A 17,207-nucleotide genomic window follows, 5' to 3' on the forward strand; every position below is an offset into this window, starting at 1 on the left:
CATGGCTATGCAATCACAAGATATTATTAAACGCTCGGCGACGAACAGCATCACGCCGCCGCCCCAGGCGCGGGATTTCCGTGCTGAAGTGGCGAAACTAATTGATGTCACTACCTGTATTGGCTGTAAAGGCTGTCAGGTCGCCTGCTCAGAGTGGAACGATATTCGCGATGAAGTGGGTTACTGCAACGGTGTCTACGACAACCCGACCGATCTCAGCGCTAAGTCCTGGACGGTGATGCGCTTTAGTGAAACCACCCAGAACGACAAGCTGGAATGGCTGATCCGCAAAGACGGCTGCATGCACTGCGCCGATCCCGGCTGTTTGAAAGCCTGTCCATCCGCTGGAGCAATCATTCAGTATGCCAACGGGATTGTCGACTTTCAGTCCGAGCACTGCATTGGCTGTGGCTACTGCATTGCTGGCTGCCCGTTCAATATTCCGCGACTTAATCCCGAAGATAACCGGGTCTACAAATGTACGCTGTGCGTTGACCGGGTCAGCGTGGGCCAGGAACCGGCCTGCGTGAAAACTTGTCCGACCGGTGCTATCCAGTTTGGCACCAAAAAGGAGATGCTCAATGTCGCGGAAACTCGCGTGGCGCAGTTGAAAAAACGCGGCTATGCCAACGCGGGCATCTACAACCCGCAAGGGGTCGGCGGCACCCACGTGATGTATGTACTTCATCACGCGGATCAACCATCGCTGTACCACAATCTGCCGGATGAGCCAAAAATCGCCGCACCAGTGAACCTCTGGAAGGGGATTTTAAAACCACTCTCCGCCGCCGGATTTATCGCCACCTTTGCCGGGCTGATTTACCACTACGTGGGAGTCGGCCCAAACAAAGAGACGGATGATGATGAAGAGGAGAACGGTCATGAGTAAAAGCAAAATGATTCTGCGCACCAAATTCATCGACCGTGCTTGTCACTGGACGGTGGTAATAAGCTTCTTCCTGGTGTCGCTTTCCGGTATTGCGCTGTTCTTTCCGACGTTGCAATGGCTCACCGAAACCTTCGGTACACCGCAAATGGGGCGAATTCTACATCCGTTTTTCGGGGTGATGATTTTCATCGTGCTGATGTTTATGTTCGTCCGTTTTGTACACCACAACATTCCCGATAAACAGGACCTCCCCTGGATTAAAGGGATCGTTGAAGTACTTAAAGGCAATGAGCATAAAGTTGCTGATGTGGGGAAATACAACGCAGGGCAGAAAATGATGTTCTGGAGCATCATGAGCCTGATTCTGGTATTACTGGTTACCGGCGTTATTATCTGGAGACCCTACTTTGCCCATTATTTCTCAATTGACATAGTTCGTTGGAGTTTGTTAATCCACGCGACAGCAGCCATTGTGCTGATCCACGCCATTCTGATCCATATGTACATGGCGTTTTGGGTAAAAGGTTCAATTAAAGGTATGATCGAAGGGAAAGTGAGTCGACGCTGGGCGAAGAAACACCATCCTCGCTGGTATCGTGAGGTTGAACTTACTGAAGAAAAAGCACCGGAATTAGAGTCTAAATAAAATCAATAAGACCGCTGTTATTCAGCGGTCTTATTCTCTCAATTGTCCAGCGATATGCAGCGGCGCTGCGAGAGCTGAATCAGGCGAATTCAATAATGAACCAACCCTACCCCACGCGCAGCAAATCACTGTATCTCGTGGTATAACGCGGCGAAAGCATGTCTCGCTTCATCGCCCACGGTTGCTGTATCCCTTGTCCGGCAAAGTAGATCGTTCCTTTCCCCTTTTCAGCATTAAGCGTATCCAGCACGTTCATCAGTTTATCGCTGTTACACCGTGGGCGGTTGTCATCAAAAAGATTCAGTTGAGCAACGCCAGAGCTAAAAAAATCCCCCAGCATAACGCCCGCTTTCTGATAACGCAGTCCCGCTCGCCAGATGGCATCCAGGCTGCGCGTTGCTGCTGCAATGATTTCCCGACTATCCTGAGTTGGCGTCAGCAGTTTTATCGACGCGCTGTTACCGTAATAAGGTTCATTCAGAACAAACGGACTGGTTTTGATAAACGTAGAGATAAACCGGCAGTACTGGTGCTCTCTGCGCAGCTTCTCCGCGGCACATGAAGCATAAGTGCAAATTGCCTCTCTCATCGCGTTGTAATCCGTGAGTTTTTCACCAAACGATCTTGAGCAGATAATTTCCTGCTTATCTGGCGCAAACTCCTCCAGCGCCAGACAAGGTTCACCACGCAATTCCCGGACGGTTCGCTCAAGCACGACGTTGAAATGTTTACGAATGAAGCGAATGTCGGTATCCGCCAGCTCGAGAACCGTTTTAATGCCCATAGAATCCAGTCTCTTGCTGATACGGCGTCCGACACCCCAGACTTCATCAACCGGAAGTGCGGCCATCAGCTTACGCTGACGTTCCATATTTGAAAGATCCACGACTCCACCGGTTTGCTCCTGCCACTTTTTGGCAGCATGATTCGCCAGTTTAGCCAGCGTTTTGGTCTGGGCAATGCCAACCCCAACCGTGAGACGTGTTTTCTGTAAAATAGTTGCTCTGATTTCCCGACCAAAATCCGTAAGATCCCGGCAGTTTCGCACGCCCGTTAAATCGCAAAAGGCTTCATCAATACTGTACATCTCCACGCGCGGCGACAACTCCTCCAGAATCGACATCACCCTGCTGCTCATATCCGCATACAATTCGTAGTTCGAACTGAAACAGAACACGCCATAGTGCCTGAACAGATCTTTCTGTTTGAAATACGGTGCGCCCATATTAACACCAAGCGCTTTTGCCTCCGTGCTACAGGCAATGACACAGCCATCGTTATTTGAAAGAACGACAACGGGTTTGCCCTTCAGATCGGGCCGGAATGCCGACTCACAGCTGGCATAAAATGAATTAACATCCACCAGGGCAAACATAATCAGCCCGCGGCTTTAACGATAAATGTCACAACACCAAATATATCCAGCGTGTCCTCGCTGCTAATCATGATCGGCGCGTAGGCGCTGTTCTCTGGCTTCAGCATGATAACTGGGTGTAATTGCAGACGTTTAACAGTGAATTCGCCCTCAATAGCGGCAATAACGATGTCTCCATGGGCAGGCTTTCTGGCGCTGTCGACAATCAGCAAATCGCCCTCGCCGATCCCCGCGCCCCTCATGGAGTCGCCAGATGATTTAACAAAATAGGTTGCGCTGGGATGCCGTACCAGCAGGTCATTGAGGTCAATACGTTTCTCAACGTAGTCCTGTGCCGGAGATGGAAAACCGCAAGGCACAAGATCGCTAAATAGCGGAAAGTGTTTAATTTCGCGGCGTTCCGCAGGCTGGAAAAACAACATGATAATCTGCCTCTCATTAACTGTATTTATATACAGTAGTTTTAATAAGGACAGCGATCAAGTATCAAATGTGGCGAATTGAGTGTTGTTTAACCATCTTGTCGATAAGCTTTTATGATGTCTGGAAAAATAAGCGGCTAAAAAAATGCCCCACATTTGCGGGGCATTACCTCAGGAGCGTTTTCGCGGCATCATGCGCAACAACGTATTGTCCTTCCAGAAATAGTGATGCATCAGGGCAGCAGCAGCATGCAGAGCAATGACAAAATAGCCCAGGTTGGCCAGCGTCACGTGCCAGGACTTCAGCATATCCACTAAATCAAAGTTGGCCTCTGCCGCATGCGGCATAACGATGCCAAATGCAATCCACGGGTTACCCCGGTTGTACATCATCACCAGCCCAATAATCGGCAGCACAATAAACAACAGATAGATAACCAGATGCCCCAGATGCGCCATTCCGGTCATCATCGGTTTCGGTTTTGGCACAATCGGCGGTGCTGGATATTTGAGCCTGACCAGCAAGCGCACCACCATCAGTGTTAAAATGGCAATGCCGCAGGAGACGTGCACCATGTTGAACCCGGGACGATAGCTGCGCGGGAAAAATCCGCGAAACTCCATGGCGCTGTAGGCCACAATGACCAACAAAAAGACCAGCCAGTGAATGCCAATTTGCAGGCCAGAATACTTATTCCCCATAACACTTCCCGAATAAAAACAATAATGCGTCAACATAACGGGCTTTTGTTAAAAATTCATTAAGTTTTGTTCACCCATTTTCAGTCAGTTACGTTTAACCGCAAGAACCGCTATTGCCGAGGATGCCTGTCTGGACTAAGCCTGGTAGGGAAAATATGTCGTACCGCCTCATCCTGACAGGAGAAAACCATGAGTAAAATTGGCATTAACGGTTTTGGTCGTATCGGTCGTCTGGTATTGCGTCGGCTACTGGAAGTCAAAAGCAGCGCGGAGGTCGTCGCTATCAATGACCTTACCTCACCGAAAATCCTCGCCTATCTGTTAAAACACGATTCAAACTACGGCCCGTTTCCCTGGAGCGTCGACTTTACCGAGGACGCACTGATTGTCGATGGTAAAAAAATTGCCGTTTACGCCGAAAAAGAGGCCAAAAATATTCCGTGGAAAACTACAGGTGCGGAAATTATCATCGAATGCACCGGTTTTTATACCTCAACAGAAAAATCGCAGGCTCACCTGGATGCCGGCGCCCAAAAAGTCCTGATATCCGCCCCGGCTGGCGATATGAAAACCATTGTCTTTAACGTCAACGACGACACGATGGATGCCAGCGATCGGATTATCTCTGTCGCATCGTGCACCACCAACTGCCTGGCGCCGATGGCAAAAGCGCTGCACGACAGCTTTGGTATTCAGCTTGGCACCATGACCACCATCCATGCCTATACCGGAACGCAGTCACTGGTTGATGGCCCTCGCGGGAAAGATCTGCGCGCCTCACGGGCGGCGGCGGAGAATATCATTCCCCATACCACCGGGGCCGCCAAAGCCATTGGTCTGGTCATTCCGGCATTGAGCGGAAAATTAAAAGGCCACGCTCAGCGTGTACCGGTGAAAACCGGCTCCGTTACGGAACTGGTTTCGATATTGGGGAAAAAAGTCACCGCTGAAGAGGTCAACAATGCGCTGAAAAAAGCCACACAGGATAATGAATCCTTTGGTTATACCGACGAGGAGATTGTCTCGTCAGATGTCATTGGCTCGCATTTTGGTTCCGTATTTGATGCAACACAAACCGAAATTACCGAAGTGGGCGATCTGCAACTGGTAAAAACCGTTGCCTGGTACGATAACGAATACGGTTTTGTCACCCAGCTTATTCGTACGCTGGATAAATTTATCAAACTCTGACGCAGTACTGGCGGAGGGAAACCTCCGCCAGGTGTAGAGTAAAAACTCAGGACTGCAGATAAACCACTTGCGTTTGCAGATATTCATTCAGACCGTGCTTACCGTCCGCCCCGCCAATCCCGGACTTACGCCAGCCCGCATGGAAGCCCTGCATCGCCTCGAAGTTTTCACGATTAATGTAGGTTTCGCCAAACTTCAGCCCTTTAATCGCCTTCATCGCCGTATTCAGATTCTGCGTGTAAATTGATGAGGTCAGACCGTAGTCGCTGTCATTGGCCATCGTCAGCGCCTCTTCCAGCGAGTCAAATGACACTACCGGTAGCACCGGGCCAAATGTCTCTTCGTGCATTATTGCCATCTCCTGGCGCACGTCTAACAGTAACGTCGGTGGGTAATAATAGCCTTTCCCCTCTATGGCTTTACCGCCTAGTACCACCCTGGCGCCCTCCTGCACTGCGCGCGCCACTTTCTGTTCCACACGTGCCAGCGCAGCCGCATTAATGAGCGGCCCCATCGCGATGTCATTACGCTCGGCCGGGTTGCCAAACTGGACGGCTTTCATTGCCTCTCCCAGACGATTCACAAACTGGTCATAGATGCCTTTCTGGACATACACGCGTTCGGCACAGTTGCACACCTGACCGGTGTTAATCACCCGCGAGTCAACAATTGCCTTCACGGCCAGCTCAAGATCGGCATCATCCATGACGATTGCCGGCGCTTTTCCGCCCAACTCCAGACAAACTTTAGTGATATTTTTAGCCGCTGCGGCCATAATTTTCTCGCCCGCGCCGACGCTGCCGGTCATACTCACCATCGCCACTTTCGGGTTTCCAGCCAGCTCCTGACCGACGGTTTCACCGCGTCCGAGCACCAGATTAAATACGCCGCGCGGCAAACCGATATCATCAACAATTTTGGCAAAAGCGATGGCATTATTCGGCGTGAATTCGCTGGGTTTAATGACAATGGTATTACCCGTCAGCAATGCGGGAGCCAGCTTGCGGGCAATCAGGAAAAACGGAAAGTTCCACGGCAGAATGCCGGTTGTTACACCTAACGCACGCTTAAACAGCAGGATATTCTCACCCGGACGATCGCTTTGCAGGATCTCGCCTTCATAGCGACGCGCCCATTCCGCCATATAATCGATGTAGTCGGCGGTAAATGAGACTTCAACCTCAGCCAGCTGCTGTATTTTTCCACCTTCCGCCACAATCAGCGTACTAATTTCGCTGGCGCGTTGACGGATGCCCGCAGAAATTTTGCGTAGCCAGTTTGCGCGTTCAATAGCAGGCAGGGCTTCCCATTGCGGCTGAGCTCGCTGTGCGGCATCGATCGCTTTACGCGCATCTTCGGCACGGCCATCGGGAATACGTGAGATCAGCTCTTCCGTGGCCGGATTGACGACATCAATCCAGGCGTCATCGTGCCAGGTCACAAACTGCCCATCGATATACATAGGATGTTGTACGGGTACTGACATGCGGCTCTCCTGTGATTGATTTGTTTTTAACAAGTAAAACTATTGTTAATTAATACCAATCATGCATGACGCATTACTGCTGGAATAGTCGTTCTGTGAGCCACTTCATAAAAGCATCTGGCAACATCATGGCGAAGAGAAAAAACAGGCAGGATTTATGCCCGTTTGCGACAAAACATTCACAAACGGGCGGCAGAGATTACAGCGATCGGCTCGCCAGCAAGTCAGTCAGCGCCGTATCGTTTTGCAGATGCAGCCATGCATCCTCAACATTCTGCGGAATATCAACATGGGCGATAAAACCACGACCACGAGGGCCATAGCCGGTTGCATCATCGCGCAGCCTCGGCAATTCGCCGGTAATCAATGAAAGATAGCGATCCACAGACCACAGCCCCTCCGCAGCCGGCGCGAAATCCACACCACCGTTCTGTAGAGTCAACTCAGGGATAAAACCGGGAAAACTCAACCAGCGCGGTGCCTGCAGATCATCACGGGTTACACGCTGGAATGTCGCCATCGTGCGGCGTTGCATTGTAGGGTCCTGCACCACAATGACCGTGTGAATATTTTCTATCGCCTGGTTCAGTAAGGCACAGCTAAAGCGTGCATTCTCACCACAGTTTGTTGACTGGTCTTCCACCCAAATCGTCTCACCCGGAATTTGCCAGAACTGGTGCGCAATATCAGCCAGGATCGCAGCTTCTGCTCGTCCGCTGGTGCGGATGATGTTATAGCGAGGATGCTCTGCAATCGCGTCATACAGAAAGCGCGTAGAATGACCGATGCCACCGCTAATCAATAAGGGAACCTGTTGTTCTTTCGCGATCCGACAAGCGGCGTCGATGGTCGGAATAACCGCGTTGCCCGCCAGAATCACGCAGTCTGACTGAACGGTGATGTTCTCCATAAAATCATTCTGCGCCAACCATCGCCCTACGGTATTTATCGCTGCAAGGGTGGCTGCGGAAAGTATCGGGAACTGACTCATACTCATAACTCCTGGTGTTTATTCTTTACCGGGTACAGATGCCGGATGACGGCTATGCCTTATCCGGTCTACGGCACCACCACGCGTTAGCCTGAAATCTGCTCCATCGCCTGCAGAATACGTTTATCGGAGATCGGATATGGCGTGCCGAGCTGCTGGGCAAAGTAGCTGACTCGCAGCTCTTCTATCATCCAGCGGATCTCTTTGACATCATCATCTTCACGCCGCGCGGGCGGCAGTTTATTGAACCACTGCTGCCAGGCCTGCTGCACGCTATCTACTTTCAGCATCTGCGCCCGATCGCGGTGCGGATCAATCGCCAGTTTCTCCAGCCGTTTTTCAATGGCCTGCAAATAACGCAACGTATCGCCCAGACGTTTGAAACCGTTGCCGGTGACAAAACCACGGTACACCAGCCCACCCATTTGCGCTTTGATATCCGAAAGCCCCAGCGCCATGGTCATATCCACACGCCCTTTCAGACGTTTGTTGATGTTAAATACCGCCGTCAGGATCTGTTCGACCTGCTTCGCAATATCGACCACCGTGTCATTCAGCTCAGCCCGCACTTTTTCGTGCAACGCCGCAAAGCCCTCTTCCGTCCACACCGGGCCGCCGTTAGCGTCGATAAGCCTATCCACACCGCAGGAAATACAGTCGTCAATCAAATCCAGCACTTTGCCATACGGATTAAAATACAGCCCCAGCTTGGCTTTGTTGGGCAGTTTCTCGTGTAAGTATTTGATAGGTGATGGAATATTCAGCAGCAACAGACGGCGTAAACCGCACCACATCGCCTGCTGTTGCTCCAGCGGATTATCAAACAGTTTGATGGCAACGCTGTCACGCTCATCCACCAGCGCTGGCCACGCTTTCACTTTATAGTTACCGCGTTTTTGCTCGTAACTTTCCGGCAGTTGACCAAAGCTCCAGATGTGCAGACCGCTCTGTTCAATACCGTCATCCGCCACTGCAGACAATGTTTCCTGAACTTTGCCCTTCAGCGCATCTTTCAGATCCTGCAGTGAGCGTCCTTCCTGCAGCTTCTTGTTCTTATCATCCACCACCCGGAACGTTATCTTCAGATGATCGGGCACCTGATCCCAATGCCAGTCTTCACGGTCAACGGTGACGCCGGTCATCCGGCGCAGTTCACGCTCCAGCGAATCCAGCAGCGGCAGTTCCAGCGGCGTCACCCGGCCTAAAAACGCTTCCGCATAGTTCGGTGCCGGCACAAAGTTGCGTCGGACCGGTTTCGGTAGCGACTTAATCAGCGCGATCACCAGTTCACGACGCAGCCCCGGGATTTGCCATTCAAAACCGCTCTCTTCAACCTGGTTTAGTAACGGCAGCGGAATATGCACGGTCACGCCATCCGCATCAGCGCCGGGTTCAAACTGGTAGCTTAACCGCAGTTTGAGATTGCCCTGATGCCAGAAGTTTGGGTAATCCAGCTTGCTGATTTTCTCCGCGCCCTCTTTGATAAGCATACTTTTTTCAAAGTTGAGCAGATCCGGTGTCTCGCGGCTGACTCTCTTCCACCAGCTATCAAAGTGGCGGGCGGAAACCACATCATGGCTGATGCGCTGGTCGTAAAATTCAAACAGCGTCTCATCATCGACCAGAATGTCGCGACGACGTGATTTGTGCTCTAACTCTTCCACTTCCGCGCGCAGCTTGAGGTTGTCATGGAAAAACGCATGTCGCGTCTGCCAGTCACCTTCCACCAGCGCATGGCGAATAAACAGTTCACGCGATAGTGCAGGATCGATCTGGCTGTAGTTCACCTTACGGGCGGCTACAATCGGTAAGCCGTAAACAGTGACTTTTTCTGTCGCCATCACTGCCCCCTGGGCACGCTCCCAGTGCGGTTCACTGTATGAACGTTTGATCAGATGCTGGGCAACCGGCTCCACCCACTCGGGATCGATGCGCGCGGCAATACGTCCCCACAGGCGGCTGGTTTCCACCAGCTCCGCCACCATTGTCCATTTCGGCGGTTTTTTAAACAGACCAGAACCGGGGAAGATCGAGAAACGGGCGTTACGCGCGCCGGTAAATTCCTGTTTATCGGCATCTTTCATCCCGATATGCGACAGTAATCCGGTCAGCAGCGCAACGTGGATTTCCCGATACTCAGCAGGTTCACTGTTGACCGGAATACCTAACTCTTTCACCACCTGACGCAGTTGCGTGTAGATATCCTGCCATTCGCGCACGCGCAGATAGTTAAGGAAATCAACCTTACACTGACGGCGGAACTGGTTCGACGACAGCGCTTTTTGCTGCTCGCCGAGATAGTTCCACAGGTTCACAAACGCGAGGAAATCAGACTCTTTGTCGTGGAAACGGCGGTGCTTCTCGTCGGAAGCCTGCTGCTTGTCCATTGGACGCTCGCGCGGATCCTGAATGGACAGCGCCGAGGTAATGATCATCGCCTCACGTACGCAGCCATGTTTTTGCGCTTCCAGCACCATGCGCGCCAGACGCGGGTCCACTGGCAGTTGCGACAGCTGACGACCCAACGGCGTTAACTTATACGCGGTTGCCTGTTCATCGGTGGTTATCGCCCCCAGCTCTTCGAGCAGGCGTACCCCGTCCTGAATATTGCGTTTATCCGGTGCTTCAACGAACGGGAATGCCGCGATATCACCCAGTCCCAGCGCCGTCATCTGCAAAATAACGGATGCCAGGTTGGTACGCAGGATCTCCGGGTCGGTAAACTCCGGCCGCGACAAGAAATCGTCTTCGGAATACAGACGAATACAGATCCCTTCCGAAACACGACCGCAGCGGCCTTTACGCTGGTTGGCAGAAGCCTGCGACACCGGTTCAATCGGCAAGCGCTGAACTTTGGTGCGGTAACTGTAGCGACTGATACGCGCGGTGCCCGGATCAATTACGTATTTGATTCCCGGCACGGTCAGCGAGGTTTCCGCCACGTTGGTCGCCAGCACGATACGGCGACCACTGTGCGACTGGAATACACGGTTCTGCTCACTGTTTGAAAGACGCGCATACAGCGGCAACACTTCGGTGTGGCGTAAATCCAGCTTATTCAGTGCATCGGCGGTATCACGGATTTCACGTTCGCCGCTCATGAAGATCAGAATGTCGCCCTGACTTTCACGGCCTAACTCATCTACGGCATCAAAAATCGCCTGCAGTTGGTCACGCTCGGTGTCATCTGCATCTTCAACAATCGGGCGATAGCGTACTTCTACCGGGTACGTTCGGCCGGAGACTTCGATAATCGGCGCATTATTGAAATGCTTTGAAAAACGCTCCGGGTCGATGGTCGCCGAAGTGATAATAATTTTTAGATCCGGACGGCGCGGCAGGAGTTCTTTCAAATAGCCGAGCAGAAAATCGATATTCAGACTGCGTTCATGCGCTTCATCGATGATGATAGTGTCGTACTGCATCAGCAGTCGATCCTGCTGGATTTCCGCCAGCAAAATACCGTCCGTCATCAGCTTAACCATGGTGTTATCGCTGACATGATCGCTGAAACGCACTTTATAACCGATACAGCCGCCCGGCTCGGTTTGCAACTCTTCCGCAATACGGTTCGCCACGGTGCGCGCAGCCAGACGACGCGGCTGGGTATGACCGATCAGCCCTTTCAACCCGCGCCCCAGCTCCATACAGATCTTCGGTAACTGGGTGGTTTTACCTGAACCGGTTTCCCCGGCAACAATCACCACCTGATGGTCGCGAATGGCGTCCAGAATATCCTGCTTTTTCTGACTAACAGGCAGGTTTTCCGGATAGGTAATTGTCGGTCGAGCGGCTTCACGCAGCACAACCTTACCGGCTGCCTGGTCAATCTCTTTTGCCATCTCCTGGTAAATGGCCTGTTGTGCATCAGGATTTTTAACCTTCTTCACGCCGTGCAGACGGCGGGCAAAGCGCTGTCTGTCGCGCAGCATCAGTGAGTCCAGCTGTTGCTGCAGCATGTTGAAGGTTAATTTTTGTTGTTCTGTCATAGCGTTAGAGGGCAGTGCTCTGCCGGGTTAAATCTCTTGTAGATGATAGGTATAGAGTACCACATCGGCGCTTTTCATGTGTTGTTCAATAATTTCGAACATAGGATTCGATATATTGCGCTATCACTGCGGCAGGATTGTGAATAAAGTGTCAACAAGCAACGGGGCACATCCCCTTCAAACACATAAAAGGAAACACCCATGAGCAAGGTATTAGTTCTTAAATCCAGTATTCTGGCAGGGTACTCTCAGTCTGGTCAGTTGTCTGATTATTTTGTTGAACAGTGGCGTGAAAAGCACTCCGCTGATGAAATCACCGTCCGTGACCTGGCTGCAAATCCTGTTCCGGTGCTGGATGGCGAGCTGGTGGGTGCGATGCGCCCGAGCGATACGCCGCTGACGCCACGCCAGCAAGAAGCGCTCGCGCTGTCCGATGAACTGATCGCTGAGCTGAAAGCGCATGATGTGATTGTTATCGCCGCGCCGATGTATAACTTCAACATCCCAACGCAACTGAAAAACTACTTCGACCTGATTGCCCGTGCAGGCGTCACCTTCCGTTACACCGAGAAAGGCCCGGAAGGTCTGGTAACCGGAAAACGTGCTATCGTGCTGACCAGCCGTGGTGGTATCCATAAAGATACGCCGACCGATCTGATCACCCCGTATCTGAATGTGTTCCTGGGCTTTATCGGTATCACCGACGTGAACGTCGTGTTCGCGGAAGGTATTGCTTACGGTCCGGAAGTGGCATCAAAAGCACAGTCCGATGCGAAAGCCGCTATCGACAGCGTCGTCGCTGCCTGATGATAGACCCTCTCACTATCCGGTGGGAGGGTACTTACTTCTTTGCCTGCACTCGAACCTGTTTGCCGTGAATGCGGTTAATATCACGCCAGATGGTTGCGTAATCCCTGCACTTCGCCAGATTTTCTTCCCAGCAATGCTGTAAAAATTGTTCCCGCTCGGCGACATCCCGACTTAATAGCTTGAATACCCAACGATTCCAGACATACCACTTGAGAAGCCACATGATTTCACCCCAGGACGCTACCGGAGGGGAACTATATCAACATCGATATCATGCAGTGTGGCAACTATTGCGATGTCGATGAATAATTCATGTGATGCACTACTTGTCAGCGCCTGCTCAGAAATGAATTATTCTTTCCTTAACCATTTCCCATTTATGCCCTGTACATACTCGCCGGGTTTGGCGCGAGCAACCAGTTTTTGTCCGGCCATTTTCGCCACTTCATCAGCCGGAATATTATTGCTCTCAGCCAGTTGCTGATAGCTGGCGTTGCGCGCTTTATTAATTTCACTCACCAGTGTCTGCGTTTCGGCATCGGTTTTCAATGCCACCAGATAACCATTAAGCGTTTCTCCAACCCGCCCCTGGGTTCTGGCTTCACTCAAGGTTAACGCCCACACATTGCCGCTGAATAAACTCAGAGCGACCAGGATCACTGCAAGCTGTTTTTTCATCGTAACCTCAGAACAGATCGCTGCGCGATTTCAACAAGCTCTCAACGTCTTTATCGACTTTGATATGGATCTCGTGTTCGATTTTGACGTTCATATTAATCGTGATCGGTTCTTTTGGCGCAGCCACTTCGATTCTGGGTGTGCACCCGACCAGCAGAGATGACGCCAATAGACCCAGCATCGCAGCTATCGTTTTCATTGTTGTTCCTCACATTCCTTGCCTTCCGGGCAATGGTTTTCCGGCAACGCTGCATTTTGTTCAAGCCATGCCTGTAAATTGTCGCCAAAACGCAAACTGCGCCATAGCGTAAAGACGTTTTCCTCGTGGGTGTAATTCAAATTAACCGTTCCCACTTTACCATCCACCCGACTGTTGCCAGTCACCGTTGCCTGCATGGTTAAAACACCGAGGTTATCCAGATTTATTTTCGTCCAGGAATGACTTATTTCCATATAACGCAGCCAGTTAATGGCCGCACCCGCCGCCATATTATCTTTGACGACGGCATCCGCCGTGTCCTTATCAATACGCAGCGTCATGGGGCCGGGGTTGGTCAGCCAGCCGTCTTTAATGATCCACTTTTCGTTATCCAGCCATAACGGCAACGCACCGCTAACCGGGCCAGACATGGCGAATTGTTTGGGATTAACCGCGCTGATAAGCTCGCTGGAAGAAATATTCTGCACCCGCAATAATGCTGGATCGTGCTGCGGCATCCGCAGTTGCTGCATGATGACTTTGCCCCCCAGCAGTTCGGCGCTGACATCGCTTAACAGTAACGGATTGTCTTCACTCCAGGGATACGCCCCCTGCAGATCGGCGGCGATATTTTTCACCGTCACCTGATTCACCACTTCCGCGATACGCAGCGAAATAGGCCCACGCGTACCCAGTTGCCACGCACCTTCACTAAATCGAAACGGCAACACAAAATCGACGCCATTGATTTGGTTATCAGGCATCCAGGCGCTACCGCCTTTTAATACCCCATGACCGCCCGCTTCAAACCCCTGATCCGAGGCGGCCGAGAACGCAACCTGCGCATACAGTTCACCTTCGCGTAGCTTCATTTTCCAGTCAGGTGGGATGAGCGGTTGGAAAACGGTGAGCGATTGTTTTGGCCACCAGGCCTGACCGCGCAGACGGATCCCGTCCCACCGGCCATTAAGCTGTACGGGCCCAATCGCCCCCGCGTGAAGCTGGCCTTTGAACTGGAAAACCGTCGGGTCGGTACCTTCCACGCTAAATTTCAGGGTTGATGGCGGTAACACGCTTCCCCCAGTGAAGATGGTGTTCCCGGCGTCCAGCGACAGCGCACCACTGAATGTCGGTTTGCTGGCATCCCGTACCCACACGATCGGCTCATCCATCATCAGACGCGGATTTTCCACCTTCATGGTGCCGTATTGCAGTTGGTCAAATCCGGTCGAGAGGTCGAAAAGTCTCAGGGTGTTGTCGTGCCACTCCCCTTTGCCCGCGACATCCCAAAGCGCATGCATCGGTGTAAAACTGCCTTTGCCCCAATACCGCCACTGCCAACGACCGGCATCAGGAAGAAAATCATTTGCCAGACCATCAAGGTGCAACTCAAAGCCACCCATCTGATTCTCATGCGCCCGTAAAATGGCCTGTAGACGCCCATCCACACCGCGCTGTGTCACTTTAACGCCAGCCAATGGCCAGCGAATTTCGTCTATATCCAGTGAGTCAATCACCCGTCCACGCGAGCGCAGCAGCGCCCCTGGCTCGAAAGCGAGTTGCGGATCGGTCAGGCTTCCGGTAAGTCTGGCGGGTAACTTCGCGTAGAAGATCAGGTCATCCTGTTTCGCCTCGCCGATCAACTGTAACGGCATATCGCTACTATCCACACCGAGCCTACCTGGCCCTAACGTTAATACGGCGTTTCCTTTACCGGCATCGCCTTGCGTCAGAATGTTCAGACGCCCGCTCACCACCGCATTTTCCAGCCCGGCCTGCCAGTTCTCAACTTTCACACCCAACCGCCCGCTGAGCGGGAATCCTTGATAAGGCCAGTTCCAGCGACCGTCGCTAATGGTGAGTTGCTGACGGGTTATTTCCCACGGGAGATCGAGTAGCGGATCGACATTATCCCGCGCCATGACGATCAGTTGTCCGCTGTTTTCTTGCCACTCAAGTTCGGCGTCAACCAGCGTTGGCTCCTGCGGCAAGCTCAGAGTAGCAACCGCATGCCCGCTCACCGGTAGTCCATCAGGAACCAGCGGCATAGTAAATTCACCAACCAGTTTTACCGGCGGCTGCCCTTCAAATGCTGCAACATCCAGCTCATTTACCGTCAGATTTTGCCCGTGCAGACGCCCCTGAAATTTAACTTTTTCACCCTGGTAGCGCAGCTGCTGGGTAGAGGGCGTTAGCGAGAGCGATAGTTTCCCCTGCCACTCCTGCCATGGAGAGAGAATAACGTTGTCGATGTTAATCCAGGTATTGGGTAGCATCGATTGCCATTCAGCCAGCGTTTTTGGCGCTACCGGCGAGGGTTCTGCCTGCGGCAATTTGGCCAGGCAAGCCGAGTCGAGCTCAATTGTCCCAACATTAAGCAACCAGCGGCTGGGGTGAGAGAGGTCTGCCTGAGTAATGCGCGCTAGCGGGCAATCATCGACCAGATAGCGAAGTTCCGGGATATGCAGCCCATGCCGTGTCAGCCGTGGGCTCTCATCCAGCGCGATGCGCGTGCCGACAGGCAACCAGACGCCCACCAGCGTGGGAACCCACAGGCCAAGCGTCATGACCAACGTCAGCGGCACGAGAATCAATAATAAGAGAAGTGCCAGAACGGCTTTATATTTACCCTTCATGGGTAGTTAATATCCTGATTTAGCGAAAATTTAAGCCGGTTTAGGCCAGTATTGTGGCATGTTTAGCTAAACATGCCCACCTTAAGAATAGATCCCATTGAAATATATGTAATATTTATAGGTTGTGAGTAATAAAAAATAGTGGTCTCTCAGTGAGATACCCCTGTACCACATCCGTCAGTAGCGCAGAAAACCGACCATTTTTTCGCCCTATTAGCCCTATGCCGTGCCTCATTTCTGGTGAAAGGCAATGCCCAATAATTTGTCGAGCACAATATTAACCAGCGAAATAGCAATCTTCTCAACCTGAGCTCTTGCTGCAATTTCCGCCGTGTTTTTATATTGTCGCAGCAGTTGATCTCTGGCGTAGAGCAACGCCTCCAGTTCACTGTCACTCAGTTTTCCCTGCCCACGAAGACGCAGCCGGTGATGCTGCCAACTTACTGATTTAGTGTATGATGGTGTTTTTGAGGTGCTCCAGTGGCTTCTGTTTCTATCAGCTGTCCCTCCTGTTCAGCTACTGACGGGGTGGTGCGTAACGGCAAAAGCACTGCCGGACATCAGCGCTATCTCTGCTCTCACTGCCGTAAAACATGGCAACTGCAGTTCACTTACACCGCTTCTCAACCCGGTACGCACCAGAAAATCATTGATATGGCCATGAATGGTGTTGGATGCCGGGCAACCGCCCGCATTATGGGCGTTGGCCTCAACACGATTTTACGTCACTTAAAAAACTCAGGCCGCAGTCGGTAACCTCGCGCATACAGCCGGGCAGTGACGTCATCGTCTGCGCGGAAATGGACGAACAGTGGGGCTATGTCGGGGCTAAATCGCGCCAGCGCTGGCTGTTTTACGCGTATGACAGGCTCCGGAAGACGGTTGTTGCGCACGTATTCGGTGAACGCACTATGGCGACGCTGGGGCGTCTTATGAGCCTGCTGTCACCCTTTGACGTGGTGATATGGATGACGGATGGCTGGCCGCTGTATGAATCCCGCCTGAAGGGAAAGCTGCACGTAATCAGCAAGCGATATACGCAGCGAATTGAGCGGCATAACCTGAATCTGAGGCAGCACCTGGCACGGCTGGGACGGAAGTCGCTGTCGTTCTCAAAATCGGTGGAGCTGCATGACAAAGTCATCGGGCATTATCTGAACATAAAACACTATCAATAAGTTGGAGTCATTACC

At 52.0% G+C, this 17,207-nt stretch carries 15 protein-coding genes; 5 read left to right on the forward strand and 10 right to left on the reverse strand.

What is annotated here, in order from left to right; genetic code table 11:
- Position 1: 1 nt before the first annotated feature.
- A complete protein-coding gene (gene fdxH / locus OGX91_RS01170; protein WP_005126712.1) occupies positions 2-889 on the forward strand; it encodes a formate dehydrogenase subunit beta in 888 nt (295 codons plus the stop codon).
- On the forward strand, positions 882-1,535 hold the full coding sequence (fdnI, locus tag OGX91_RS01175) for a formate dehydrogenase-N subunit gamma (RefSeq protein ID WP_005126711.1): 654 nt from the start codon (positions 882-884) through the stop codon (positions 1,533-1,535). Before fdxH ends, fdnI begins: the two co-directional genes overlap by 8 nt.
- Positions 1,536-1,641: 106 nt before the next feature.
- Here fdnI and OGX91_RS01180 read toward each other — a convergent pair whose 3' ends face one another.
- From OGX91_RS01180 to cybB, 3 genes are all read right to left on the reverse strand, one after another.
- Complete coding sequence (locus OGX91_RS01180) at positions 1,642-2,910, reverse strand: Y-family DNA polymerase (RefSeq protein ID WP_040230951.1); 1,269 nt, start codon at positions 2,908-2,910, stop codon at positions 1,642-1,644.
- Between the two features lie 2 nt (positions 2,911-2,912).
- Entirely contained in the window at positions 2,913-3,332 is a 420-nt protein-coding gene (locus tag OGX91_RS01185) for a translesion error-prone DNA polymerase V autoproteolytic subunit (RefSeq protein ID WP_005126708.1), read from the reverse strand.
- Between the two features lie 171 nt (positions 3,333-3,503).
- Complete coding sequence (gene cybB, locus OGX91_RS01190) at positions 3,504-4,034, reverse strand: cytochrome b561 (RefSeq protein ID WP_005126707.1); 531 nt, start codon at positions 4,032-4,034, stop codon at positions 3,504-3,506.
- Positions 4,035-4,223: 189 nt separating this feature from the next.
- Between cybB and gap the strand changes: the two genes are divergently transcribed.
- Positions 4,224-5,225 carry a type I glyceraldehyde-3-phosphate dehydrogenase gene (gene gap, locus OGX91_RS01195; protein WP_005126706.1) on the forward strand — a complete coding sequence of 334 codons (1,002 nt, stop codon included), beginning with the start codon at positions 4,224-4,226 and terminating at the stop codon, positions 5,223-5,225.
- Between the two features lie 46 nt (positions 5,226-5,271).
- Here the strand turns inward: gap and aldA are convergent, their stop codons facing one another.
- The 3 genes from aldA to hrpA form a co-directional block, all read right to left on the reverse strand.
- On the reverse strand, positions 5,272-6,711 hold the full coding sequence (aldA, locus tag OGX91_RS01200; protein WP_149692267.1) for an aldehyde dehydrogenase: 1,440 nt from the start codon (positions 6,709-6,711) through the stop codon (positions 5,272-5,274).
- Between the two features lie 199 nt (positions 6,712-6,910).
- On the reverse strand, positions 6,911-7,708 hold the full coding sequence (locus OGX91_RS01205) for a YdcF family protein (RefSeq protein WP_040230948.1): 798 nt from the start codon (positions 7,706-7,708) through the stop codon (positions 6,911-6,913).
- Positions 7,709-7,788: 80 nt separating this feature from the next.
- Entirely contained in the window at positions 7,789-11,691 is a 3,903-nt protein-coding gene (gene hrpA, locus OGX91_RS01210) for an ATP-dependent RNA helicase HrpA (RefSeq protein WP_286625211.1), read from the reverse strand.
- Between the two features lie 201 nt (positions 11,692-11,892).
- Between hrpA and azoR the strand changes: the two genes are divergently transcribed.
- Complete coding sequence (gene azoR, locus OGX91_RS01215) at positions 11,893-12,498, forward strand: FMN-dependent NADH-azoreductase (protein WP_005126702.1); 606 nt, start codon at positions 11,893-11,895, stop codon at positions 12,496-12,498.
- Positions 12,499-12,532: 34 nt separating this feature from the next.
- Here azoR and OGX91_RS01220 read toward each other — a convergent pair whose 3' ends face one another.
- The 4 genes from OGX91_RS01220 to OGX91_RS01235 all read right to left on the reverse strand — a co-directional run bounded on the left by OGX91_RS01220 (position 12,533) and on the right by OGX91_RS01235 (position 16,014).
- On the reverse strand, positions 12,533-12,724 hold the full coding sequence (locus OGX91_RS01220; protein WP_005126701.1) for a hypothetical protein: 192 nt from the start codon (positions 12,722-12,724) through the stop codon (positions 12,533-12,535).
- A gap of 128 nt (positions 12,725-12,852) precedes the next feature.
- Positions 12,853-13,179 carry a YdbL family probable chaperone protein gene (locus OGX91_RS01225; RefSeq protein WP_286625213.1) on the reverse strand — a complete coding sequence of 109 codons (327 nt, stop codon included), beginning with the start codon at positions 13,177-13,179 and terminating at the stop codon, positions 12,853-12,855.
- Between the two features lie 7 nt (positions 13,180-13,186).
- Positions 13,187-13,378: a YnbE family lipoprotein gene (locus tag OGX91_RS01230; protein WP_003020350.1), complete on the reverse strand. Its 192-nt coding sequence runs from the start codon at positions 13,376-13,378 to the stop codon at positions 13,187-13,189.
- Complete coding sequence (locus OGX91_RS01235) at positions 13,375-16,014, reverse strand: YdbH family protein (protein WP_286625215.1); 2,640 nt, start codon at positions 16,012-16,014, stop codon at positions 13,375-13,377. The genes OGX91_RS01230 and OGX91_RS01235 overlap by 4 nt, the downstream gene beginning before the upstream one ends.
- Before the next feature lie 480 nt (positions 16,015-16,494).
- Between OGX91_RS01235 and OGX91_RS01240 the strand changes: the two genes are divergently transcribed.
- Positions 16,495-17,192, forward strand: a protein-coding gene (locus tag OGX91_RS01240; RefSeq protein ID WP_103215986.1) for an IS1-like element IS1A family transposase whose coding sequence is annotated in 2 segments (ribosomal slippage) — positions 16,495-16,744 and positions 16,744-17,192 — 699 coding nt in all. Because the reading frame shifts where the segments join, the coding sequence is not laid out codon by codon here.
- Positions 17,193-17,207 lie beyond the last annotated feature (15 nt).

Source organism: Citrobacter sp. Cpa228, assembly GCF_030333085.1.
Lineage (GTDB): Bacteria > Pseudomonadota > Gammaproteobacteria > Enterobacterales > Enterobacteriaceae > Citrobacter > Citrobacter pasteurii.